The organism is Alistipes putredinis DSM 17216, from assembly GCF_000154465.1.
Taxonomy (GTDB): Bacteria; Bacteroidota; Bacteroidia; order Bacteroidales; family Rikenellaceae; genus Alistipes; species Alistipes putredinis.
This window is the reverse complement of the sequence record NZ_DS499577.1, coordinates 205,691-229,345: the sequence shown is the minus strand read 5'-3', so window position 1 is coordinate 229,345 and position 23,655 is coordinate 205,691. Positions and strand designations below refer to the sequence as shown.

The following is a 23,655-nucleotide window of genomic DNA, read 5'->3' as shown; positions in this document are numbered from 1 at the left end:
CCTTGCTATTTAAGCATCTTCACGGCCCGCTCGACCCCGGCGACCAGGGCGTCGGCTTCCGCCAGCGTATTATACATCGCGAACGAAGCCCGGCACATACCCGTAACTCCGTAATGCGTCATCACCGGCTCGGCACAGTGCTGTCCCGTACGAACGGCGATGCCGAGCTTGTCGAGGATCATGCCCATATCATAGGGATGCACCCCCTCGACATTGAACGATACGATCGCACACTTGTCCGGCGTCGTACCGTAAATCCGCAGGCCGGGGATTCGCTCCAGCCCTTCGGTAGCACGCAGCAGCAGCGCCCGTTCATGCGCCTCGACCTCCGCCGCATCGAACTGCCGGACATAGCGCACCGCTTCGCCCAGCGCGATCGCCCCCACGAAATTGGCCGTACCCGCTTCGAATTTCAACGGGACAGGTGCAAAAGTCGTCTTTTCGAACGACACCCGATCGACCATGTCGCCGCCGGAGAGAAACGGGGGCATCCGGTCAAGCAAATCCCGCTTGCCGTACAGCACGCCGATACCCGTCGGGGCATAGAGTTTATGACCGGAGAAGGCGTAAAAATCGCAGTCCAGCGCTTTCACATCCACACCGCCGTGCACGACACCCTGACATCCGTCCACCACCACGACCGCACCGACCCGGTGAGCCTCGTCGATCACCGGACGCAGATCGGGCCGCGTGCCCAGCGTATTGGAAGCCTGCGTCACCGCCACCACGCGGGTACGAGCGTCGAGCAGCGCCGGCAGGCGCTCGGTCATCAGGCGCCCCTCCTCGTCGAAAGGCAGCACGCGGATTTCGGCACCCTTGCGCTCGGCGACAAGCTGCCAGGGAACGATATTGGAATGGTGCTCCATCTCGCTGACCACGATATTGTCGCCCGCCCGGAGAAAACGTTCGCACCATGCATACGCCACCGTATTGAGCGACGCAGTAGCTCCGGCCGTGAAAACGACCTCCTCCCGGGCTTCCGCACCGATGTACTCGGCGATACGAGCCCGGGCAGCCTCGTACATCTCGGTAGCCTCCTCCGAAAGAAAATGAACCCCCCGGTGGATATTGGCATTCGACTCCCGGTGCAGGCGATCGACCGTTTCGATCACGCACTCGGGTTTCTGCGCCGTAGCGCCGCTGTCCAGATAAACCAACGGCTTGTCGTACACGCGCACCCCGAGAATCGGGAAGTCCCGCCGGACTTTTTCCACATCGAACATAACGCTATATTTTATCCAAATGCCGGACAACGGCATCGGTCAATATCTCTTTCACGGCCTCGATCCGGCAGCGCCCGACCACGTCCGCCGCGAAACCTTCGATCTGCAGACGGCGTGCCTGTTCCTCTTTCAGACCGCGCTGACGCATATAGAGGATCGCTTCATCCTCCATCTGCCCCACCGTCGCCCCGTGACTGCAACGCACGTCGTCGGCGTAAATTTCCAGTTGTGGACGCGCATCGATGCGCGAAGTGCGGCTCAACAGAATATTACGGCACTGCTGCTGGGCATCGGTATGCTGGGCATCCGGTGCCACATAAACCAATCCGCAGAATTCACCGCGGCCGGTCCCCGAAGCGACGCCCTTGATGAGCGACCGGCTCGTGCAGTCCGGGACCAGATGGTTGGTACGCAGATCGACCACACAGTGATCCTGCTCCAACGCGAGAAACAGCACGTCCAACTCATTGGAAGCCTCCCGTCCGTTCAGATCGAACCGGTAACGCACATTCGCACTGGTGAACTGGCACGCCGTCATGCGAAACTTGCTCCCGGCGGCCTGCTCGACCTGAAAATCGACGAATGCCTCGGCCGAGAAAAGCTGGACGAGCTCCGCATCCGCCCCTTCGAGCAGCTTGATACGAATCTCCGCCTGACAGGGCTTCGTATGCAGTACGACCAGCCGGAGTGCGGCTCCGCCCGCGACCTCGACGGTCAGTTTATCGGTATCCCGCACCACCAGCGGACGCGACAGGTCGCAATCCTTTCCGAGGTGCAGTTCGCGGCTCTTGACCGGCTCGAAAGCCGGACCGCTGAAAATATCGGTCCACTCCATAGCTACTCCTTATAATCGTTGATAAGCCAGTCGTACCCCTCTTTCTCCAATTTGAGCGCCAGCGAACGGTCGCCCGAATAGATGATGCGCCCCTTGTAGAGCACATGCACGAAGTCGGGCACGATGTAATCCAGCAGACGCTGGTAGTGGGTGATGACAATCGTCGCATTGTCCGACCGGTGCAACTTGGTGACGCCCGTACCGACGATGCGCAGCGCATCGATGTCCAAACCGCTGTCCGTTTCATCGAGAATCGCCAACTTCGGTTCGAGCATCGCCATCTGGAAGATCTCGTTCTTCTTCTTCTCGCCGCCCGAGAAACCTTCGTTCACCGAACGGGAAATCAATTTGGAGTCCAGTTCCACGATGGCGCTCTTCTCCCGCACCAGCTTCAGAAACTCGGCCGGCGCAAGCGGTTTCTCACCCCGGAACTTGCGCTGTTCGTTCACGGCCATCTTCATAAAGTTGGCCATCGACACGCCCGGAATCTCCACCGGGTACTGAAATCCGAGGAACAGCCCCATGCAGGCACGCTCCTCGATGGGCAGCGACAGCAGATCCTGCTCCAGGAAGGTCGCCTCGCCACCCGTGACCGTGAATTTCTCGTTCCCGGCCAGCACCGAAGCCAGCGTGCTCTTTCCCGAGCCGTTCGGTCCCATGATGGCATGCACCTCGCCGGCCTTCACCTCGAGGTCGATGCCCTTCAATATCTCTTTTCCGGCGACTTGCGCCCGTAAATTCTTGACTGAAAGCATATCTATTTTACTTTTTTTACATTCATAAACGCACCGCCGACTCCGTTTCTACCCGGAAACCGGCGGAAATTCTTCCGACAAACTACCCTACCGAACCTTCCAGACTGATGGCCAGCAACTTCTGGGCTTCGACGGCGAACTCCATCGGCAGTTTATTGAGCACCTCCCTGGCGTAACCATTGACGATCAGCCCCACGGCATCCTCGGTCGTAAGCCCCCGCTGGTTGCAATAAAAAAGCTGTTCCTCGGAGATTTTCGAGGTCGTAGCCTCGTGCTCGACCACTGCCGTCGGATTGCCGCTTTCGATCACCGGAAAAGTATGTGCCCCGCACTTGTCGCCGATCAACAGCGAATCGCATTGCGAATAGTTGCGGGCGTTCTCCGCCGCTTTCGCCACGCGCACCAGCCCCCGGTAGGAGTTCTCGCTGCGACCGGCCGAAATACCCTTCGATACGATGCGGCTGCGGGTGTTACGCCCCACGTGGATCATCTTGGTACCAGTATCGGCCTGCTGGAAATGGTTGGTCATCGCCACCGAATAAAACTCTCCGACCGAATTGTCGCCCGCCAGAATACAGCTCGGGTATTTCCAGGTGATAGCCGAACCGGTTTCGACCTGCGTCCACGACAGACGGGCGTTTTCGCGGCAAATTCCGCGTTTGGTCACGAAATTATAGACGCCTCCCTTTCCCTCCTTGTCGCCCGGATACCAGTTCTGGACGGTGGAATACTTCACCTCGGCATCCTTCTCGACGACGATTTCGACCACGGCGGCATGCAACTGGTTCTCGTCCCGGCGGGGCGCCGTGCACCCCTCCAGATAGCTGACATAAGCCCCTTCGTCGGCCACGATCAGCGTCCGCTCGAACTGGCCCGTACCCGCCGCATTGATGCGGAAATAGGTCGAAAGCTCCATCGGGCAACGCACGCCTTTGGGAATGTAACAAAACGAACCGTCGGAAAAGACCGCCGCGTTGAGCGCCGCATAAAAATTATCGGTATAGGGGACCACGCTTCCCAGATATTTCTGAATCAACTCCGGATAGTCCCGGATCGCTTCGGACATCGAACAAAAGATGATTCCCTTTTCGGCCAGCGTCTCCTTGAAGGTCGTCTTGACCGATACGGAGTCCATTACGGCATCGACGGCGACACCCGCCAGCGCCATCTGTTCCTCGAGCGGAATACCCAGCTTGTCGAACGTGCGTTTGAGTTCGGGATCGACCTCGTCCATCGACGCGAGTTTCTTGGAGGGCTTCGGCGCCGCATAATAGATGACGTCCTGAAAGTCGATCGGAGGGATCGTCAGATGCGCCCACGAAGGAGACACCATATTCAGCCAGTGACGATAAGCCTTCAGGCGGCGCTCGGTCATCCACTCCGGCTCGCCCTTCTTGGTCGAGATCAGGCGCACCACCTCCTCATTGAGGCCGCGCGGAATGGTTTCGGTTTCGATATCCGAAGTGAAACCGTACTTGTACTCCTGCTTCTCGATATTTTCTATAAGTTCTTTATCTTTCTCTGCCATTGTATGCGAAATAATTATGCAAAATTACAAAAAAAATGCAAATCCTTCCCGCCCGACCGTTTTTTTAGCCCCGCAGAAAGCCCCCGCGCATCAAAAGCGGTTAAAATATATATATTTGTGCCGACTTAACAAGCAAACTCCATGCAATCCGGCATCAAACTCATCTCGAGAATCTACCTCAAACTCGTTCTGCTGCAAGTAGCCGTCGGCACGCTGCTGCGCATCGTCCTGCTGTTCAACGAACAGACCTCCGACATCTCGTTCACTTTCGGCCAATGGCTGAAAATCTTCCTGTTGGGCGCCGTGAACGACTGGTGCGCCCTTACGATCGGATTCGCCGTACTGTGGCTCTTCGCCTTGAGTATCGCCCCGGGCAAATACGCCCGGCCGCTGGGCTACATCCTCTTCGGCATCCTTTCGGTCGCATGGATTTACGTCACGTTCTTCAATACGATCTTCGACGAATACGGCAGCGTGGTACCCCTGATCGCCTCGATCCTCTTCGGCTTCTGGGCCGTGAGTTTCGGACTCAGACTGTTCCTTCCCCAAATACGTCCGGGATGGAGACGTACCTGGCTCGCCGTTCTGACGGGACTTTACACGGGCGGCATTATCCTGAACGCCGTTTCCGAATGGTTTTTCTGGAGCGAATTCGGCGTACGGTACAACTTCATCGCCGTCGATTACCTGGTCTATACCAACGAAGTGGTCGGCAACATCATGGAGTCCTATCCGGTCGTTCCGCTCTTCGCCGGCGTGCTGCTGCTGACCGTAGGATGCACCTGGCTGCTGTTCAGACGGGAGATCCGCCGTGCCGGAGAGTTCGGCACCTGGCAATGGAAAGCGGCCGTATCGCCCGCCTACCTGCTGCTCACCCTGGGCTGCTGCCTGCTCCTGCAGTTCAACACCCGATTCCAGCAAAGCGCCAACACCTATGCCAACGAGCTGCAAGCCACCGGAGCCTACAAGTTCTACGACGCATTTATGAAGAACGAACTCAGCTATCCGCAGTTCTACCTGACCCTACCGCAGAAAGAGGCCGAAGCCAACGTACACGCGATCTACGGGAGTACCGGCGACAACCTGCGCCACATTCCCGGCAACCCGGATACGCTGCGCCGCAACATCGTGCTGATCACCATCGAGAGCATGAGCGCCTCGTTCATGCAGCATTTCGGCTATCCGGACGCGATCACGCCCCACCTGGACTCTCTCTACAAAATGGGGATCGCTTTCGAACAGTGTTTCGCCACAGGTAACCGCACGGTGCGGGGACTCGAAGCCGTTACCCTCTCGCTGCCGCCCTGCCCCGGACAGAGCATCATCAAACGTCCCCGCAACGACAACATGCACTCCACGGCGGCCGTACTCCGGGAGAAGGGTTACGATGCCTACTACTTCTACGGAGGCAACAGCTACTTCGACAACATGGAAACCTTCTTCGGCGGCAACGGCTACCGAATCATCGACCAAAAAAGCTACAAACCCGAAGAGATCACCTTCGCCAACATCTGGGGCGTTTGCGACGAAGACGCCTACGACAAAGTGATCCGCTCGCTCGGCGAGCGGGCCGATACGACCGCAGCGCCCTTCTTCGCCCACGTCATGACGGTCAGCAACCACCGGCCCTACACCTACCCGGCAGGCCGGATTCCGATTCCGAACGATGCGAAACTGCGTTCGGGAGGCGTCATGTACACCGACTACGCATTGGGACGCTTCTTCGAAGAGGCCAGCCGCCAACCCTGGTTCGATAACACGGTTTTCGTCATTACGGCCGACCATTGCGCCTCGAGTGCCGGCAAAACCGAAATCCCGCTGGAGAAATACCACATTCCCGCCCTGATCTTCGCTCCGGGACTCATCACACCTCAACAAGTAGATAAGGTGATCTCTCAAATAGACCTGATGCCTACGCTCTTCTCGCTGCTGGGGATGGATTACGACTCCCATTTCTTCGGTCAGGACGCATTGTCCGACGATTTCCGGGAACGGGCCTTCGTCGCCACCTATCAGGACCTGGGTTATCTCGAAGGCGACGTATTCACCGTACTTTCACCCGTCAACCGGGCGGAACAGTACCGGATTTCACCCACGGAGGAAGACCGCTACAACCTCGTGCTGGAGGAGGGCATCCCCTCGCAGGAGCTGCTCGACCGGGCGATCAGCCTTTATCAGACTTCGTCGGCGTGGAATACCCGGCCGTAGATAGTCGAAAGCGGGAACCTGCATGATTTTTGGGTTGTTTTATTTTGGAAGTCCGCAAAATTGTCCTATATTTGCACCACTCTTTGAGAAAAAAGAGGGTTTGGAGAGTTGGGTGAGTGGCTGAAACCACCAGTTTGCTAAACTGACGTACGGGATTACTGTACCGGGGGTTCGAATCCCCCACTCTCCGCAAATTAAGATTTTACAAATAAAAAAGGTTACGACAGATGCGTAACCTTTTTATTTTTCCAGAGCGTCTGCAAGCGAGTTCCCGCACTCCGGAAAAGTGAAAAAGTATCCGTGTAAAGAGCGGATTCCGTTTATTCATCGACTTTGCAGGGACTCTTCCATTATGGGAAGGACGAGCGGCACGTGGTAACACGAAGTCAATCCCCTTCTCTCCGCAGAACAAAAGATACCCGGATGGACCGGGAAAACGATAAAACAGGATTGAGTTTACTCCGACCCTATTTTTTTATTCGAACAACGACGTAAAGTTATCTTCTCAACCGGTGCAAAAAGCCCACGCACGCCAACGGAAAAAAAATCAAATCCGATCGTTGTCATTCATCTCCCGGCCATAGCGGATTGCCTGCGCCCGGATCCTCTATTCGAAGATACTTTCGCTACCTTCCGATAAAATCGGGAAATAGGGTTTCCAATACAAACGCAGGCTATTCAACCGAAAAACAGAGGGATAACCTCAACAAACCAGATCGGATAATTACACAGACCGTTCCAAAACCAGGCTTGTCAGGCGAAATAGCGGAGACAGAAGCCAATAGAACAAAAAACCCATTGGATTGCATATTAAGACACAACAAATGCGTTTTTCAGTCGTAAAAGCTTGAAATATAGACTTTTTTCCGGGGGGGGGAAATTGCGCTTTTTTGTTTGGTTATTACGCGAATAAACTCTACTTTTGTAATCGGAAATGACCTGCCAGGCAAGACAGGCTTCTGTTTCCAGAGGTTCGGTGTCGTTTCTGGGTCAGAAACAGAGATCCCGGGTGCCGAAAACAGAATCGCACACGATTCGTTCTGCGGCCAACCTTTAGTTGCTGCGCGGTGGAAATCACACAAAAACCGCGGGGGATTGTGGAGTATGCCCTTTTCACAAATACGGTACATACTTTTAGCACACCGCTCCTCCGAGAAAACAGACACAGGGCAGCGAATCGATACGCCACTGAATCCTCTTCCGACCTCGAAAGATCTGCAAAAGAGTTTTACGGTCGGATTCGGCAAAACCGGCGCACCTGCCTACGGCCGCAGGAGAAAAGGAATCGGACCTGCAAACAAGATCGACAGACGAAGGGCGCCCCCGGAGCGATGCAATTACGATTTCGGGACATTCGGCGGGACCTAACACCGCCTCCAAATTATGTCAGACAAAAACGGCGAAGAGTGCTGGTATGCACTGAAAGTATTTTATAACCGGGTATTCGAACTCGAAAAACAGCTCTCGCAGGAAGGAGTGCGGAGTTATATTCCCCTGCTCCACGAAGACACCGTCGCCGGGGACAAAAAGATACGGAAACGCAAACCGGCCGTTTCGTCCCTGATGTTCATCCGCCAAAGCGAACACTATCTGCTCGAATTGCAGGACCGGATGAAAGCGAGTTGTCCGTTCATGGCCTACTTCGACCGGGAAACGAAAAAACCGGCAGTCATTCCGGACCGGGAAATGGAGCTGTTCATGCAGATCACTTCCGCCGACACTTCCGACCTGGAATATTTCAGCGACGAAGCGATCGACTACCGTTCCGGCGACAAGGTCCGGGTCACGGGCGGCCCGTTCAAGGGAGCCGAGGGGTACATCAAGCGGATCCGGGGCAACCGCCGCCTGGTCGTCGCTCTGGAAGGCATCATCGCCGTAGCGACGACCTACATCCCGGGACGTTTCCTGGAAAAAATGCCCGAAAACTGACCTTCGCGCCTCGAACAATGAAAGTTGCACGGTAATTGTCGGAAAACGGGACAGCGGTCCTGCGGGTCTTAAACCCGACGCCCTGTTCCGTTCCGAATACGGCCCGCTTCGAAAATCGACAGATTACAACATACACGACAAGAGCTGACGAACAATCAGTCCTTTGCAAAATATTTATTCTAACGAACCATGTACCGTCTGATAGAAAAATTGCACTTGGAACGCTATCTGAACTCCAGATTGATCCTTGCCATCGACCTGGTCGTATCGGGGGTAGCTTCGCTATGCGCACTGGTGTTGGTGAGATTGCTGCTTCCTCCCCTCTCCAACATTTCGAAATTCGCCCTGTTATGGATTGGCTGCGCGGTCGTATATTCGTTCATCACCTTTTTCCTGCTCAAGACCTATCGGTCGGTCATCCGCCACTCCACGTTGCGGGAAATCGCAAAATTCGTCGTGGCGGTCATCGGCAAGGAACTCCTGTTGGGACTGACCATTCTGCTCTACCCGCCTACACCGCTGTTCGGTATGCATATGCTGGCTCTGCTGCTGTTCGATCTGCTGCTGACCCTTTGCGGCCTGATCCTGATCCGGGTAGCGATGATTATCGTGTACGACCTGGTCAAAAACAACCTGAAATCCCGCAAACAGCACCAGTTGGTGTTGGTTTACGGATTAAGCGAAAAATCGGTATCGCTGGTCACCCGCTTGCAAAGTTCTCCGCATTACAAGGTCGTAGGGTTCCTGACTTTCGGCCGGAGAATGAAAAACCACACCATCGCGGAGTGTCCGGTCTATTATTTCGAAAATGAATACAGCATTCGATACCTCCGGCAACGATACGACATCGATGCCGTGCTGTTCCCCACCAACGAAGAGGCACAGGCCGAGCAGGAGCGCCTGATCCGCTACTGCGTCGAAAGCAATCTGAAAATCCTGATCGCACCGCCTATCGACGAAGTCATCGACGGCAAGATCATGCGGCAGTCTATCCGCGAAATCAAGATCGAAGACCTGCTGGGCCGCCCCGAAATCAAGATCTCACTGGACGAAATCATCGCCAATTTCCGGGAAAAAACCGTCATGGTCACCGGAGCCGCCGGTTCGATCGGCTCGGAACTGTGCCGCCAACTGGCATCGTTCGGAATCGAGAAATTGATCCTGTTCGACAATGCAGAAACCCCGATGCACAACCTGCGGCTCGAACTCGAAGAGCGCTTCCCGAAGCTGGAATTCGTCCCCGTGATCGGCGACATCCGGCTGCCCAACCGCCTGGATTTCGCCTTCCGCACGTTCCATCCCCAGGTCGTATTCCACGCCGCCGCTTACAAACACGTCCCCCTGATGGAGGAAAATCCCTGCGAAGCGGTGCTGGTCAATGTCATCGGCACACGCAACGTCGCTCTGAAATGCCTGGAATACAACGTCGAAAAGATGGTGATGATCTCGACCGACAAAGCCGTGAATCCCACCAATATCATGGGCTGTACCAAACGCCTGGCCGAAATTTACGTACAGTCGCTCGGGCTGGCCATCGAACAGGGTACGATCGAGGGGGCCACGAAGTTCGTAACCACCCGTTTCGGAAACGTCCTCGGCTCGAACGGCTCGGTAATTCCGCGTTTCCGCGAGCAGATCGCCAAGGGCGGACCGGTAACGGTCACCCATCCGGACATCACCCGTTTCTTCATGACCATTCCCGAGGCCTGCCAGTTGGTCATGGAGGCCGCAACGATCTCCACAGGCAATCAGATCTGCGTTTTCGATATGGGTAAATCGGTGAAAATCGCCGACCTGGCCAAACGCATGATCGAACTGGCCGGATACGAACCCGGCGAAGAGATCAAGATCGAATACACGGGATTGCGTCCGGGTGAAAAACTGTATGAGGAGGTACTCTCGAACACCGAAAATACGATCCCCACGACACACGACCGGATCCGTATCGCCAAAGTGCGCGAATACGACTACGCCGAAGCCTGCGCTGCGACCGAACAGCTCGAACAATTCGCCAGGATGGTAAACGTCCCGGACACGGTTTGCCTGATGAAAAAGATCGTTCCGGAATTCAAATCGAAAAACTCCGAATTCGAACAGTTCGACAAAGTGCAGCCCGCATAAAACAGAAATCACCACTATCCCCGATAACCAACCATGAAAGGAATCGTTCTGGCCGGAGGCTCCGGCACCCGTTTATACCCGATCACCAAAGGAGTCAGCAAACAACTGCTGCCGATCTACGACAAGCCGATGGTTTACTACCCCATCTCCGTCCTGATGCTGGCCGGAATACGCGATATTCTCATCATCTCCACGCCGGCCGACCTTCCGGCTTTCCGGCGTCTGCTGGGCGACGGATCGGATTACGGCGTTCGGTTCGAATACGCCGAACAGCCTTCGCCCGACGGACTGGCCCAGGCGTTCCTGATCGGCGAGAAGTTCATCGGCAGCGATTCCGCCTGCCTGGTGCTGGGCGACAACATCTTCCACGGCTCGGGCTTCTCGACGATGCTCCGGGAAGCGGTCCGAACGGCCGAAGAGGAGAACAAGGCCACCGTATTCGGCTACTGGGTCGATGATCCGGAGCGTTACGGCGTGGCGGAATTCGACGGAAACGGCAACTGCCTTTCGATCGAGGAAAAGCCGGCCAATCCCAAATCCAACTATGCTGTAGTGGGACTCTACTTCTATCCCAACAAAGTGGTCGATGTGGCTAAAAAGATCAAACCTTCGGCCCGAGGCGAACTGGAAATCACGACTGTAAATCAAGTCTTTCTGCAAGACAGCCAACTGAAAGTCCAAACCCTCGGACGCGGCTTCGCATGGCTCGATACGGGCACGCACGACTCGCTGGCCCAGGCCTCGATTTTCGTCGAGGTGATCGAAAAGCGTCAGGGGCTGAAGATCGCTTGTCTGGAAGGCATCGCCTACCGCATGGGCTGGATCTCGGAGGAGAAGATGCGAGCGCTGGCACAGCCGATGATTAAAAACCAATACGGACAATATCTGCTCAAAGTAATCGACGAATTAAAACGCGAACAGAAATAATGAAAGTCATTGCCACCGCAATCAAGGACGTGGTTATCATCGAGCCGCAGGTGTTCGGCGACGACCGCGGCTATTTCTTCGAAAGCTACTCCCAGCAACAGTTCGACCAGGCCGTCCGGCCCGTACACTTCGTGCAGGACAACGAATCCAAATCCCGCCGGGGCGTACTGCGCGGACTCCATTTCCAAAAGGGGGCCGCAGCCCAATCCAAACTGGTGCGGGTCGTTCAGGGTCGGGTTCTGGACGTCGCCGTCGATATACGGCGCGGATCGCCCACGTTCGGCAAACACGTCGCAGTCGAGCTGACCGCCGAGAATCACCGCCAGCTCTTCGTACCGCGCGGATTCGCACACGGTTTTTCCGTATTGAGCGACGAGGCCGTCTTCCAATACAAATGCGATAACTTCTACGCGCCCCAGTCCGAAGGAGCGATTGCCTGGAACGACCCCGACCTGGGGATCGACTGGCAACTCCCCGCAGAAGAGGCGATCCTCTCGCCCAAAGACCGGGCACATCCCCGCCTCAAAGATGCCGACGAACTTTTCGACTATGGAATCGACTACTATGCATAACATACTCGTAACCGGTGCCGACGGACAGTTGGGCCGCGAAATGCGCACGCTCGGCGCAGCTTCGCGGCACCGCTATTTCTTTACCGACGTCGCCGACCTGGACATCACCGATGCGAACGCCGTACGACGGTTCGTCGAAAACGAGCGGATCGACGCGATCGTCAATTGTGCCGCCTACACCAATGTAGATAAAGCGGAAGAGGAGGCCGAAACGGCCGACCGAATCAACCACGAAGCCGTGCGGAACCTGGCCGAAGCCGCCAAAGCGTGCGGCGCCACGCTGTTTCACATCTCGACCGACTATGTGTTCGGCGGCATGGGAAATATTCCCTTCCGAGAGGAGGATCCGACCGCACCGCTGGGCGTGTACGGCAAAACCAAGCTCGCAGGAGAAGAGGCGATCGTGGCTTCGGGATGCAAACACCTGGTTTTCCGCACCGCCTGGCTCTATTCGCCCTACGGCAGAAATTTCCTGAAAACCATGTTGCAGCTCACGGCCGACAAACCGGAATTACAGGTCGTTTTCGATCAGGTGGGAACTCCGACCTGCGTCGCCGACCTGGCCTGCGTGATCTTCGACCGCATCGAATCCGGCGACTATGCCGGACGGGAGGGCTTCTACCACTTCTCGAACGAAGGAGTCTGCTCCTGGTTCGATTTCGCCCATGAAATCGCCGCACTGGCAGGCCATACCTCCTGTAAGATCCGTCCCTGCCACTCTGCGGAATTTCCGTCCAAGGTGCAACGACCGAACTATTCGGTACTCGACAAGACCAAAATCAAAACGACATTCGGAATCGACATCCCCCACTGGCGGGATTCGCTCGTACGCTGTATGGCAACCCTCCGGTAAGCCGAAGCGAACCGCCGGGATCATCCCGAACAACGAGAAATAAAAACAGAAAAAGCAAATACATGAAACGCAACATCCTCATTACCGGCGGCGCCGGATTCATCGGCTCGCATGTGGTGCGGCTCTTCGTAAACAAATATCCCGACTATCGGATCGTCAATCTCGATAAACTGACCTATGCCGGCAATCTGGCCAACCTGCGAGACATCGAAAATGCTCCGAACTACACCTTCGTCAAGGCCGACATCTGCGACTACGACACCATCCGCGAAGTGTTCTGCAAGTACGATATCGACGGAGTGATCCACCTGGCCGCCGAAAGCCACGTCGATCGTTCGATCAAGGATCCGTTCATCTTCGCCCGCACCAATGTCATGGGCACGCTTTCCCTGTTGCAGGCAGCCAAGGAACAATGGAACGGCAACTGGGAGGGGAAACGCTTCTATCATATTTCGACCGACGAAGTATATGGTGCGCTGCAATTCGACGGCACGCTCTTCACAGAGGAAACCCGCTACGATCCCCACTCCCCCTATTCGGCGGCCAAAGCCTCGTCCGACCATTTCGTGCGGGCCTACCACGACACCTACGGTCTGCCGACGATCGTAACCAACTGCTCGAACAACTACGGGCCCTATCAATTTCCCGAAAAGCTGATCCCGCTGTTCATCAACAACATCCGCCACGGCCGGCCGCTGCCTGTCTATGGCAAGGGCGAGAATGTCCGCGACTGGCTCTACGTCGAAGACCACGCCCGCGCCATCGACCTGATCTTCCACAAAGGCCGCATCGCCGAAACCTACAATATCGGCGGATTCAACGAATGGAAGAACATCGACCTGATTAAAGTCATCGTCCGCACCGTCGATCGGCTGCTGGGCAACCCCGAAGGCGAGAGCGAGAAGCTCATCACCTACGTCACCGACCGTGCGGGGCACGACCTGCGGTATGCCATCGATTCGCGCAAACTGAAAAACGAGCTGGGCTGGGAACCCTCGCTGCAATTCGAAGAAGGCATCGAAAAGACCGTGCGCTGGTACCTCGACAACCAGGAATGGATGGACCACATCACCTCGGGCGAATACGAGAAATACTACGAATCCATGTATAAAAACCGGTAGTAAGCCCGGCAGTGCATGATTCTGACACACAAGACAACCCCCTTTTGCAAACATCAATAAATCTAAAAAACAAAATCAATGAATATAGCAATCGTCGGCACAGGCTACGTGGGTCTCGTATCGGGAGCCTGCTTTGCCGAAATGGGAATCGATGTTACCTGCGTGGACATCAACCCGGAAAAAATCAAGTGCTTGTTAAACGGTGAAATCCCTATCTATGAACCGGGACTGGACGACCTGGTAAAACGGAACGTCGAAGCGGGCCGGCTCCATTTCACCACGGACCTGACCACCTGCCTCGACAACGTCGAAGTCGTTTTCTCGGCCGTAGGCACGCCGCCGGACGAAGACGGTTCGGCCGACCTGCAATACGTACTCGAAGTAGCTCGGACATTCGGCCGGAACATCAAAAAATACACGATTCTGGTCACCAAGTCCACCGTACCGGTAGGTACGGCAAAAAAAGTCAAGGCCGTCATCGAGGAAGAGCTGACCGAACGCGGCGAGCAAATCGATTTCGAAGTGGCTTCGAACCCCGAATTTCTCAAGGAAGGCGCAGCGATCAAGGACTTCATGTCGCCCGATCGTGTGGTCGTCGGCGTAGAGAGCGACCGGGCAAAAAAGGTCATGGAACGGCTTTACCGTCCGTTCCAAATGAACAACTACCGGCTCTACTTCATGGACATTCCCTCGGCCGAGATGACCAAATACGCGGCCAATGCCATGCTGGCCACACGCATCTCCTTCATGAACGACATCGCCAATCTGTGCGACCTGGTCGGAGCCAACGTGGACATGGTGCGCAAAGGTATCGGCGCAGACACCCGCATCGGTTCGAAATTTCTCTATCCGGGATGCGGATACGGCGGCTCCTGCTTCCCGAAAGACGTGAAAGCCCTGGCCCGTACCGCCCGCGAATACGGCTATACGATGGGAGTGATCGAAGCGGTCGAAGCGGTCAACGAACGCCAGAAAGAGATCGTAGTCAAGAAACTGCAAGATAAGCTCGGAACACTCCGGGGCAAGACGATCGCCTTGTGGGGCCTGGCCTTCAAACCCGAAACAGATGATATGCGCGAAGCACCGGCTCTGGTCGTTATCGAAAAGCTGCTCGAAGCGGGAGCCTCCGTGAAGGTATATGACCCGGTAGCGATGGACGAATGCCGCCGCCGAATCGGGGACCGGGTCGTCTATTGCAAAGATATGTACGATGTGGTGATCGACGCCGACGCTCTGGCGGTATTGACCGAATGGAAGGAGTTCCGAATTCCCTCCTGGTCGGTCATCAAACGGGTTATGAAACAATCGGTATTGGTGGACGGGCGCAACATTTACAGCAAGGACGAAGTGATTGCCGAAGGATTCGAGTACGCGGCGATCGGCAAATAGCTTTCGAACGACGAGAAGTCACAATCCGTTTTTTCGAAATTTCGGCCTCCTGTACCGTAAAATATAGAAGGTCGATTTTTGAACATACAGCCTAAAACCGAAAATCGTAAGGCCGGTAAAAAGTCCGAAAACCATGAAAATATTAGTGACCGGTTCTGCCGGATTCATCGGCTACCACCTATCCAAACGATTGCTCGAAGCGGGCAATCAGGTCGTCGGCATAGATTCTATCAATGACTATTACGATGTCCGGCTCAAATACGCCCGGCTCGAAACGGCAGGCATTCACCGGAATCTCGTTGCGAAAGGACAACCGGTGCAGAGCGATCGTTATCCCGCTTACAGGTTCATCCAAATGCACCTCGAAGACCGACAGGCCCTGCAGAACCTGTTCGGAACTGAAAAATTCGATGCCGTCGTCAATCTGGCGGCACAGGCCGGCGTACGCTATTCGATCGAAAACCCCTATGCCTACATCGACAGCAACATCGTGGGATTCCTCAACCTGCTCGAGTGCGTGCGACACAATCCGGTCCGGCATTTCGTTTACGCCTCCTCGAGTTCGGTTTACGGCGGCAATACGAAAACACCCTTTTCGGAGGAAGACCGGGTAGATAACCCCGTATCCCTCTATGCTGCCACGAAAAAATCGAACGAACTGATGGCGCACGTCTATTCCGGATTGTACGGAATTCCGACCACCGGTTTACGGTTTTTCACGGTATATGGTCCCTGGGGACGTCCCGATATGGCCCCCATGCTATTCGCCGGAGCCATCCGGGAGGGGCGACCGATCAAAGTATTCAATCACGGCAATCTTTCACGCGACTTCACCTATATAGACGACATCATCGAAGGGATGGTCCGCGTCATCGGCAAAGCCCCGGCCCCGACACAAGACCGTCCTATTCCGGCCGAAGTCTATAACATCGGATGCGGACATCCCGTTCAACTGATGGATTTCATCCATACGCTCGAACAGGCCCTCGGCAAGAACGCCCAACTGCAAATGATGCCCATGCAACAGGGAGATGTACACACGACCTACGCCGACACGACAAAACTCGAACGCGATTTCGGCTATCGGCCGCAGGTTTCTCTGGCGGAAGGGATCGCTATTTTCGCCCAATGGTACGAAAAACAACAAACAACAGGCAACAATGATTAACTCCCGAAAAGACCTCGAAAATTACATTCGAGCCGACCGGCAGCGCAATATCGGATCGATCGGCTTTCTGAAATACAGGCTCGGACTATTCATGAAATCGGAGTCCTGTATTGCCTTCCATTATCTGACCGCATTGAGACATTGCGAATATTACCACAATACACGAGCGAATCTTTGGCACCGGCTACTGGCCTGCTATTGGAAAATCCGACTTTCCCGTCGCGGAGGTAAATACCAAATCGCAATCGGCCTGAATATGGTCGGCCCCGGCCTGCGCATCCCGCATTCAAGGGGGGGGGAGTGATAGTAAATTGTCTGTCAATGGGATGTAATTGCCAGATAAACAGCGGTGTCGTCATCGGATTAAATAAGACGCCGGACAACCGCCCTATCATCGGCAACAACGTATTATTAAGTCCCGGTGTCAAGATAACCGGAAAATGTAAAATAGGCGACAATGTAGCTATACAGCCCAACTCCGTCGTATTCCGGGATATTCCCGATAATTGCATCTGCAGCGGTATTCCCGCTCAGATCATCAAAAGACGCAGCGATAGTTCCCAATCGGTTCCATGAAATTCACGAAACAGACAAAACAAGTCGTCATACTCTATGCCTCGACCCTGTCGGGCGTTCTATTGGGCGTCGTCGCCTCGATAATCAACACCCGATTTTTATCTCCGGCAGATTATGGCGACGTGAGATACGTACAAAACATCATCAATTTCATCGCTTCGCTGCTGCTATTCGGGTATTTCCTGTCCGGCAGTCGATTGTTGGCATTGAGTAATAATGAATTGCGGTCCCGCACAATCCGGGGAACAATGCTACTCATACTCATCATGGCTTGTGTCGTATTGAGCCTTTCCATGTTAGTATGTTATTTTGCCCATAGTCCTGCTAATCCCGCCATAGCACAACTATTTTTAATTTCGATTCCCGTATGTTACTACCCTCTACTTCTCAACTATATCAATACCGTTTCACAAGGAGACAACCACATAGGACGTTTATCAATAGCACGCTTGTTACCGACACTCCTGTATATTCTTACAGCCGTCTTTGTTTATCAGCAATGGGGAGCTGATTCGGAATCGGTGATATCTATTCAATGGGGAATCTATTCTGCAGTACTTTTAATTATCATCCTCTCCGCTCATCCTAAGATATCCAACGTAAAACACATATTTACAGAACTCAATGACGAAAATCATAAATACGGACTACAATTATACATAGGATCATTATTTATGGTAGCATCCAATTACCTGGCAGGAATCACATTAGGAGTGTTCAACGAAGACAATACTGAAGTTGGGTTCTACACTTTAGCACTGACCGTAACTACACCACTATCAACTCTTCCTGCCATCATTGGCACCACCTATTTCAAACAATTTGCAACACAACCACGTATTCCCTCCAAAGTTCTCAAAAATTCCATTCTGCTTACTGTCGGTACTTGTATCCTGTTTATCTTACTCATCAAACCGCTAATAGCATTCCTTTATTCCGAAGAATACCATAGCGTCGGTAATTATGCAGTATGGTTAGCGGCAGGATTCAGTATCCATGGATTCGGAGATATGATCAATCGCTATCTGGGTTCTCATGGACAAGGTAAAGCCATTCGAAACAGCAGCATTGCCAATGGAGTATTCAAAATATTCGGCTATACGACATTTGTCTATCTCTTTAATACCGAAGGGGCATTATTAACTAATGTATTATGCTCCATAATATACTGTACCACATTGATCTATTACTACCAAAAATTTATCTCTGTTCAAAATGGATAAATACAACTATGTGATATTGGGATCAGATTGGGATCTGTATAAATTTTCGTATTCTGATCTCTATCAATTCAACAACGTACAGTACATTCCAGGGCCATATCCCCCTATCAACTCATTAAAAGGGTTATTATATAGGATTCATTTTAACCCCACAATCAACCGTTTGGTCAAATTACCGTTCAAAACAGCTTGGAACGATTCTTATTTCAAACATAGGTTTCCAGTTTCAAAACCGTTCTGTTTCATCGTATTTATGAATTGGATCAAACAGGACGTAGGTATTACAACATACTTAAGAGAAAAATTTCCCAATGCAAAACTCGTATGCATTTTACAAGATCTGGCAAGCACTCATCCATTCTATTGCAACAATTTAAAGAAGCAATTCGACTTGGTTCTGTCCTTCGATCCAGGAGATTGTGCAACATACGGATTCATCTATCACCCATTGGTGTACTCATCCTATCACGGAAAAATAAAAAAAATGCCCTATAGCGACGTCTATATGTTGGCCAAAGCCAAAAATAGATTAAATGATATTTTCAAAATATACACAATTCTCAAAGACAACAACTTAAAACCCAATCTGCTATTAGCCGGCGTCGATATTCAGGACCAGAAATATAAGGATGAAATAACTTATTTAAATAAGTCGATCCCTTATGAAGAAAACTTGCAATACATCTTCCACACCCATTGTATCTTGGAAGTAATGCAAAAAAATGGCATCGGCTTTACACAAAGAGCTTGCGAAGCGGTCTGCCTTGGAAAAAAACTTTTGACCAACAACCCGCATATCAAAAATGAACCGTTTTTCAATCTGGAATATATCTCTACATTCACCTCTCCAAACGATATTGACTCCGATTTCCTCAAAAAAATCAAAGACCCGATCGATATAAATTATCATTATAAAGAAAAAATGTCCCCGATCGAGTTACTTAATTTCATCGAAAATTACTTATAATCAATTTATTGACACATTTTAATCTTCCTTCAAAATGAAAATATTAGTAACCGGAGCCAACGGATATATAGGTCTTCATATAGTAAAAACATTACTTGATAAAGGAATCCAAGTCATAGCATGTGATCTTAATACCGACGAAGTAGACAAACGCGCCGAACGGAAAAACATCGACCTTTTCACCCTTCCCGATACAAACATATATACATTATTAGGAACCCCGGACGTATGTCTACATCTGGCTTGGCGCAATGGATTCGTACACAATGCCTCAACTCACCTGGGAGATCTATCGGCCCATTACCGATTCCTTACTCGAATAATCGATGACGGATTACCTCAGCTCGCTGTTATGGGAACAATGCACGAAATAGGCTACTGGGAAGGGGCAATTGACGAAAATACACCCTGCAACCCTCTTTCCATGTATGGCATCGCCAAAGATGCTCTCCGCCGTTGTATGATGCAATACGCCCAGCAAAAAGGCTGTATTTTACAGTGGCTACGGGGATATTATATTCTCGGCGATGATAAAAAGAACAACTCCATTTTCTGCAAGTTACTCCTCGCGGACGAAGAAGGAAGAGAAACATTTCCATTCACTACGGGAAAAAACAAATACGACTTTATTACCGTGGACAAGTTGGCGGAAATAATCAGTGCCGTCATTATGCAACGCGAAGTTACCGGTATCATAAATTGCTGCACAGGTCAGCCCATAAGCCTGGCCGAGCGCGTAGAACAATTCATCCAAGAACATGGTTTGAAAATCAAATTGGAATACGGTGCATTTCCCGACCGTCCTTACGATTCACCCTGCATCTATGGGAATCCGAGTAAAATCAATCAGATACTCAACAATCTTAACCGATAATTTATGGAAGGAGCCTATCTGTTCCTGTTGATAATCATCCTGTCGGGATATCTGTTCACGAAGAACATCGGAATAAATATTCTGCAATGCGTCATCGTATGCGCTCTTTTTGGAGGTAGTCAAGATCCTTTAGACTTTTACAATTATGAAGACATCTACAATACTGTAAAACAAGGTTATGATGTTTCCTATGAAATAGGATATGTCTGGTTAAATGATATTTGCGGAAAACTTGGATGTAGTTATATAGAATTCAGATATATCGCGGGTATTTTATTTTGTTCCGCCTTATCAATAATCATAAGAAAACTGACGGTACATCCGAATGCAGTATGGAGTTCTTACCTTATTTTCTCAGCGATGTTCGATGCCTGCCTATTACGTAATTCAATGGCTTTGATCATAGCAATAATCGCCATATTACTTCTTGTCCGAGCAAGATCGACGAAAGAATATTTATTTTCAGCTGGCCTGATCGCACTCGCAGCTTTGTTCCACAGCGCATACTGGGTTCTACTATTTTTCATTCCATTATGGATCCTCATCAACAGAAAAAACGGAATCAAGCTTGTTCTCCTAATCATCGTTATTATCTATATGGTTTCTATATTTAGTGACAATCTATTATTCCGCATATATTCACATTTTCTTATACGCGAAGCAACAATCGACAAATATATGACCGGACATTATGCCAATATGACAGGCGCATTGTATAACACCGTCAAATACCTATTCATAATTTTCCCGGTATTATACTACTACAGCAGGCATTCCAACAACCAAGAAATCAGTAGTCCGAAACAGAAATCACTACGTTCTGTCTTCAATCACAAAATTCTCAAACTGAATATCATTTTCAGCCTTGTGCTGGTACCTCAATTTTTTGCCGTAAACTTCAGTCGGCTTTTTTTCATTCTCATCATATTCAATTACATTTATATAGCGAACCAAATCGGAGTATCTCGAAAAATTATCAAACCACGACTATTCAGTATCGCCTATGCAAGTTCACTATTATTACTAATGCTACTTTGGGAATCGGAAACAACTTTGGATGATGTCTTCTTTATGCATTTCGAAACGAACAAACTTCTTAATCTATTCTAAAATATGAAGCACGTAGGAAACCTGCAATACATCACATTCCTAAAAGGCTTGGCCATATTGGGGGTTATTTTAGTACATGCACCCCAACTAATTAAAGAAATAAATCCCTTAATTAGGGAATTTTTACATGCAGGTGCTTTCGGATGCCAGTTATTCTTCGTCATTTCAGGTTTTCTCGCAGTCAAATCCTGGGAACGATTATTGGCTAAATACGAAAACTCTACAGAAAAAAATAGAACCACTTATAAAACGTTTCTCAAAAAAAGATATTTGAGCATAGCACCAATTTATATTTTATTCATTCTGTTCTATCAAATTATCTCTTACTACATAGCTACATTCAATGTAGAGCCATTCTACAAAATATCGCATAATCCATTAAGTATTCTTGCAAATATCTTCTTACTGAATGGATTGGACTACCAAGCTTTCAACAACATCGTCCCGGGCGGATGGTTTATCGGAACCATATTTTTATTTTATCTTTTGTTCCCGTTAATTTATAAATTATATCGATACATCAAAACATATAATCCCCGACTACTCTTCCTGCTGCCATTAGGTGGAGTCATCGTTTCTGCTATTTTTCAAACCGGTATTTTCTTCATTATCGGCGACTGGACTCTATCTAAACCAGGTAGTTTCACTTACTACAGCATCATAAATCAACTTCCCTGTATGCTGATCGGTGTAACGCTAAACTATTATCTGAAAAATACAAAACTGTCTAAAAATAACCTGCTGCTCTGCTTTATCTGCCTTGGACTTATCGGGAACTTACTATGGTATGCATTGAGATTACATTATTGGATCTATGCGCTTATACCATCTATCATCGGCTGGTCTTTCTTTTATTTATTCCTATACGTACAACGAAAATCTGAAGAAATAAGGGGGGGGGAAACTGTAAACAACCAAACGCGCAATTATATTACAAAAAAAATAGAACAGATTGGGAAAGTTTCTTTTTCCGTATATTTCACAAATTTTATCGGAACATTCATTTTTCCGTGGGGCATTCAGCTTCTATTGGTGCACTACGGATATACAATCAACGGGACTCTGTTGTTTTTCCTGCTTTTGATACCTATATTTCTTATTACCTTCCTCTTTGTACCTCCGGTAGATTATATCATATCCCGCATAAAAAGCCTGCTATAAATATATAATTTTATTGACAATAATTTTTTATCAATGATGCAATCCCCGAATTTTCCCCCCCCCCACCGTCCGTTCAAGTAATTTCGAGTTGCTCCGCATATTCTGCATGCTGTCCATAGTCGCTGTTCATTATGTTTGGCATGGAGGATCAGCAGCAAGTGGTAGCAATATAGCAGCAGCTTATTTCCTCGGAAATTTCGCCCAAATTGGAGTAGCATGTTTTGTACTAATAGGCGCATGGTTTCTAATAGACAAAGAATTCAGCATTACCCGAATATTCAATTTATCCAAACAAATCACATTTTATTCATTAAGCATTGCTTTATTACTTTTCATTATTGGCATGGCATCATATACCGACATCATCAAAAATGCAATGCCTATCATCTTTAAACGATATTGGTTTCTGACCCCTTATGTATTTTTACTATTTTTACACCCATTTCTCAACTACGTATTGAATGCCTGCTCGAAAAAACAGATACGTTTTCTATGCATAAGTCTATTCATAGCCGTATCCGTTATTCCAACGATATTTATCGTAACAGATCCATTCGGATTTAATATTTTCAGATTTATCCTATTGTATTTGATAGCCTATGCAATTAAAAAAGAATGCATTCGAATCGAATTCAAAAACAACCTATTGAATTTTATAACATCGATAACGGTTGCCTTTGGTATGTACAGCCTCTCTTTATTGGCCCTTCGATGGAATTATACTGATTTTGCATCGCTATACCCCAAACAGATGTCGAGTGTACCAGTTATGATAAGTTCCGTTTATCTATTCTTAGGAATAAAACATCTAACTTTCAAATCAAACTTCATAAATAAATTATCGGCACATACCCTAGCTGTCTATCTTATAAGCGAACATACTTGCTTATTCAAATGGTTTTGGACAGACATTCTAAGAACAGATAAATTATGGAATGCGGGAATATTCGAATATTTGGGATACTCCTCTCTTATTATATTAAGTGTATTCGTTTCCTGTATATTGATAGACTATATAATTAAAAATACAATATATAAAATACTTCCAAACACCCCTAAGTTCCTTATAAATATCGAACACTATTTCAAGATCAAAACATAATAACAAGCGCCCC

The 23,655-nt window shown here is 50.4% G+C and carries 20 protein-coding genes and 1 tRNA gene; 17 read left to right on the top strand and 4 right to left on the bottom strand.

Annotated elements, in window-relative coordinates:
• Positions 1-5: 5 nt before the first annotated feature.
• The 4 genes from ALIPUT_RS01255 to sufB form a co-directional block, all read right to left on the bottom strand.
• Positions 6-1,223: an aminotransferase class V-fold PLP-dependent enzyme gene (locus ALIPUT_RS01255; RefSeq protein ID WP_004327777.1), complete on the bottom strand. Its 1,218-nt coding sequence runs from the start codon at positions 1,221-1,223 to the stop codon at positions 6-8.
• 4 nt (positions 1,224-1,227) lie between these two features.
• On the bottom strand, positions 1,228-2,058 hold the full coding sequence (locus ALIPUT_RS01250; protein ID WP_004327776.1) for a SufD family Fe-S cluster assembly protein: 831 nt from the start codon (positions 2,056-2,058) through the stop codon (positions 1,228-1,230).
• Between the two features lie 2 nt (positions 2,059-2,060).
• Complete coding sequence (gene sufC, locus ALIPUT_RS01245; protein ID WP_004327775.1) at positions 2,061-2,813, bottom strand: Fe-S cluster assembly ATPase SufC; 753 nt, start codon at positions 2,811-2,813, stop codon at positions 2,061-2,063.
• Positions 2,814-2,895: 82 nt separating this feature from the next.
• Positions 2,896-4,341: a Fe-S cluster assembly protein SufB gene (sufB, locus tag ALIPUT_RS01240; RefSeq protein ID WP_004327774.1), complete on the bottom strand. Its 1,446-nt coding sequence runs from the start codon at positions 4,339-4,341 to the stop codon at positions 2,896-2,898.
• Positions 4,342-4,482: 141 nt separating this feature from the next.
• Between sufB and ALIPUT_RS01235 the strand changes: the two genes are divergently transcribed.
• From ALIPUT_RS01235 to ALIPUT_RS13330, 17 genes are all read left to right on the top strand, one after another.
• Complete coding sequence (locus ALIPUT_RS01235) at positions 4,483-6,549, top strand: LTA synthase family protein (protein WP_004327772.1); 2,067 nt, start codon at positions 4,483-4,485, stop codon at positions 6,547-6,549.
• Positions 6,550-6,651: 102 nt separating this feature from the next.
• Positions 6,652-6,739: transfer RNA gene (locus ALIPUT_RS01230), tRNA-Ser, on the top strand.
• Positions 6,740-7,932: 1,193 nt separating this feature from the next.
• Positions 7,933-8,478, top strand: a complete 546-nt coding sequence (locus ALIPUT_RS01220; protein WP_004327770.1) for a UpxY family transcription antiterminator — start codon at positions 7,933-7,935, stop codon at positions 8,476-8,478.
• 189 nt (positions 8,479-8,667) lie between these two features.
• Positions 8,668-10,599, top strand: coding sequence for a polysaccharide biosynthesis protein (locus ALIPUT_RS01215; protein ID WP_004327769.1), 1,932 nt, complete (start codon positions 8,668-8,670; stop codon positions 10,597-10,599).
• Positions 10,600-10,632: 33 nt separating this feature from the next.
• A complete protein-coding gene (rfbA, locus tag ALIPUT_RS01210; RefSeq protein ID WP_004327768.1) occupies positions 10,633-11,526 on the top strand; it encodes a glucose-1-phosphate thymidylyltransferase RfbA in 894 nt (297 codons plus the stop codon).
• Complete coding sequence (gene rfbC / locus ALIPUT_RS01205; RefSeq protein WP_004327766.1) at positions 11,526-12,098, top strand: dTDP-4-dehydrorhamnose 3,5-epimerase; 573 nt, start codon at positions 11,526-11,528, stop codon at positions 12,096-12,098. Before rfbA ends, rfbC begins: the two co-directional genes overlap by 1 nt.
• Complete coding sequence (rfbD, locus tag ALIPUT_RS01200; protein ID WP_004327764.1) at positions 12,091-12,951, top strand: dTDP-4-dehydrorhamnose reductase; 861 nt, start codon at positions 12,091-12,093, stop codon at positions 12,949-12,951. The genes rfbC and rfbD overlap by 8 nt, the downstream gene beginning before the upstream one ends.
• Before the next feature lie 62 nt (positions 12,952-13,013).
• Positions 13,014-14,072 (top strand): dTDP-glucose 4,6-dehydratase, encoded by a 1,059-nt coding sequence (gene rfbB, locus ALIPUT_RS01195; protein WP_004327762.1) that lies wholly within the window; start codon positions 13,014-13,016, stop codon positions 14,070-14,072.
• A 78-nt stretch (positions 14,073-14,150) separates the two neighbouring features.
• Positions 14,151-15,461, top strand: a complete 1,311-nt coding sequence (locus tag ALIPUT_RS01190) for a UDP-glucose dehydrogenase family protein (protein ID WP_004327760.1) — start codon at positions 14,151-14,153, stop codon at positions 15,459-15,461.
• Between the two features lie 133 nt (positions 15,462-15,594).
• Positions 15,595-16,629 carry an NAD-dependent epimerase gene (locus tag ALIPUT_RS01185; RefSeq protein WP_004327759.1) on the top strand — a complete coding sequence of 345 codons (1,035 nt, stop codon included), beginning with the start codon at positions 15,595-15,597 and terminating at the stop codon, positions 16,627-16,629.
• A 321-nt stretch (positions 16,630-16,950) separates the two neighbouring features.
• The gene (locus ALIPUT_RS13340) at positions 16,951-17,205 is read left to right on the top strand and encodes a hypothetical protein (protein WP_004327757.1); all 255 of its coding nucleotides are present in this window, start codon (positions 16,951-16,953) and stop codon (positions 17,203-17,205) included.
• Positions 17,202-18,428, top strand: coding sequence for a lipopolysaccharide biosynthesis protein (locus tag ALIPUT_RS01175; protein ID WP_004327756.1), 1,227 nt, complete (start codon positions 17,202-17,204; stop codon positions 18,426-18,428). Before ALIPUT_RS13340 ends, ALIPUT_RS01175 begins: the two co-directional genes overlap by 4 nt.
• Positions 18,421-19,395, top strand: a complete 975-nt coding sequence (locus ALIPUT_RS01170; RefSeq protein WP_004327755.1) for a WaaS/CpsH family glycosyltransferase — start codon at positions 18,421-18,423, stop codon at positions 19,393-19,395. Before ALIPUT_RS01175 ends, ALIPUT_RS01170 begins: the two co-directional genes overlap by 8 nt.
• A 34-nt stretch (positions 19,396-19,429) precedes the next feature.
• The gene (locus tag ALIPUT_RS01165; RefSeq protein WP_004327754.1) at positions 19,430-20,269 is read left to right on the top strand and encodes an NAD-dependent epimerase/dehydratase family protein; all 840 of its coding nucleotides are present in this window, start codon (positions 19,430-19,432) and stop codon (positions 20,267-20,269) included.
• Between the two features lie 3 nt (positions 20,270-20,272).
• Positions 20,273-21,379, top strand: a complete 1,107-nt coding sequence (locus ALIPUT_RS13335; protein ID WP_004327753.1) for an EpsG family protein — start codon at positions 20,273-20,275, stop codon at positions 21,377-21,379.
• 3 nt (positions 21,380-21,382) lie between these two features.
• Complete coding sequence (locus tag ALIPUT_RS01155) at positions 21,383-22,540, top strand: acyltransferase family protein (protein WP_004327752.1); 1,158 nt, start codon at positions 21,383-21,385, stop codon at positions 22,538-22,540.
• Between the two features lie 88 nt (positions 22,541-22,628).
• Positions 22,629-23,642 carry an acyltransferase family protein gene (locus ALIPUT_RS13330; protein WP_367400423.1) on the top strand — a complete coding sequence of 338 codons (1,014 nt, stop codon included), beginning with the start codon at positions 22,629-22,631 and terminating at the stop codon, positions 23,640-23,642.
• Positions 23,643-23,655: the final 13 nt, after the last annotated feature.

Coding starts and splice junctions, on each gene's coding strand:
- ALIPUT_RS01170 (WP_004327755.1), top strand. CDS start 18,421: ATGGATAAATACAACTATGTGATATTGGGATCAGATTGGGATCTGTAT.
- rfbB (WP_004327762.1), top strand. CDS start 13,014: ATGAAACGCAACATCCTCATTACCGGCGGCGCCGGATTCATCGGCTCG.
- ALIPUT_RS01215 (WP_004327769.1), top strand. CDS start 8,668: ATGTACCGTCTGATAGAAAAATTGCACTTGGAACGCTATCTGAACTCC.
- ALIPUT_RS01190 (WP_004327760.1), top strand. CDS start 14,151: ATGAATATAGCAATCGTCGGCACAGGCTACGTGGGTCTCGTATCGGGA.
- sufC (WP_004327775.1), bottom strand. CDS start 2,813: ATGCTTTCAGTCAAGAATTTACGGGCGCAAGTCGCCGGAAAAGAGATA.
- ALIPUT_RS01235 (WP_004327772.1), top strand. CDS start 4,483: ATGCAATCCGGCATCAAACTCATCTCGAGAATCTACCTCAAACTCGTT.
- ALIPUT_RS01255 (WP_004327777.1), bottom strand. CDS start 1,223: ATGTTCGATGTGGAAAAAGTCCGGCGGGACTTCCCGATTCTCGGGGTG.
- ALIPUT_RS01220 (WP_004327770.1), top strand. CDS start 7,933: ATGTCAGACAAAAACGGCGAAGAGTGCTGGTATGCACTGAAAGTATTT.
- rfbD (WP_004327764.1), top strand. CDS start 12,091: ATGCATAACATACTCGTAACCGGTGCCGACGGACAGTTGGGCCGCGAA.
- ALIPUT_RS01155 (WP_004327752.1), top strand. CDS start 21,383: ATGAAGCACGTAGGAAACCTGCAATACATCACATTCCTAAAAGGCTTG.
- ALIPUT_RS01250 (WP_004327776.1), bottom strand. CDS start 2,058: ATGGAGTGGACCGATATTTTCAGCGGTCCGGCTTTCGAGCCGGTCAAG.
- rfbC (WP_004327766.1), top strand. CDS start 11,526: ATGAAAGTCATTGCCACCGCAATCAAGGACGTGGTTATCATCGAGCCG.
- rfbA (WP_004327768.1), top strand. CDS start 10,633: ATGAAAGGAATCGTTCTGGCCGGAGGCTCCGGCACCCGTTTATACCCG.
- ALIPUT_RS13335 (WP_004327753.1), top strand. CDS start 20,273: ATGGAAGGAGCCTATCTGTTCCTGTTGATAATCATCCTGTCGGGATAT.
- ALIPUT_RS01165 (WP_004327754.1), top strand. CDS start 19,430: ATGAAAATATTAGTAACCGGAGCCAACGGATATATAGGTCTTCATATA.
- ALIPUT_RS01175 (WP_004327756.1), top strand. CDS start 17,202: ATGAAATTCACGAAACAGACAAAACAAGTCGTCATACTCTATGCCTCG.
- sufB (WP_004327774.1), bottom strand. CDS start 4,341: ATGGCAGAGAAAGATAAAGAACTTATAGAAAATATCGAGAAGCAGGAG.
- ALIPUT_RS13340 (WP_004327757.1), top strand. CDS start 16,951: ATGGGATGTAATTGCCAGATAAACAGCGGTGTCGTCATCGGATTAAAT.
- ALIPUT_RS01185 (WP_004327759.1), top strand. CDS start 15,595: ATGAAAATATTAGTGACCGGTTCTGCCGGATTCATCGGCTACCACCTA.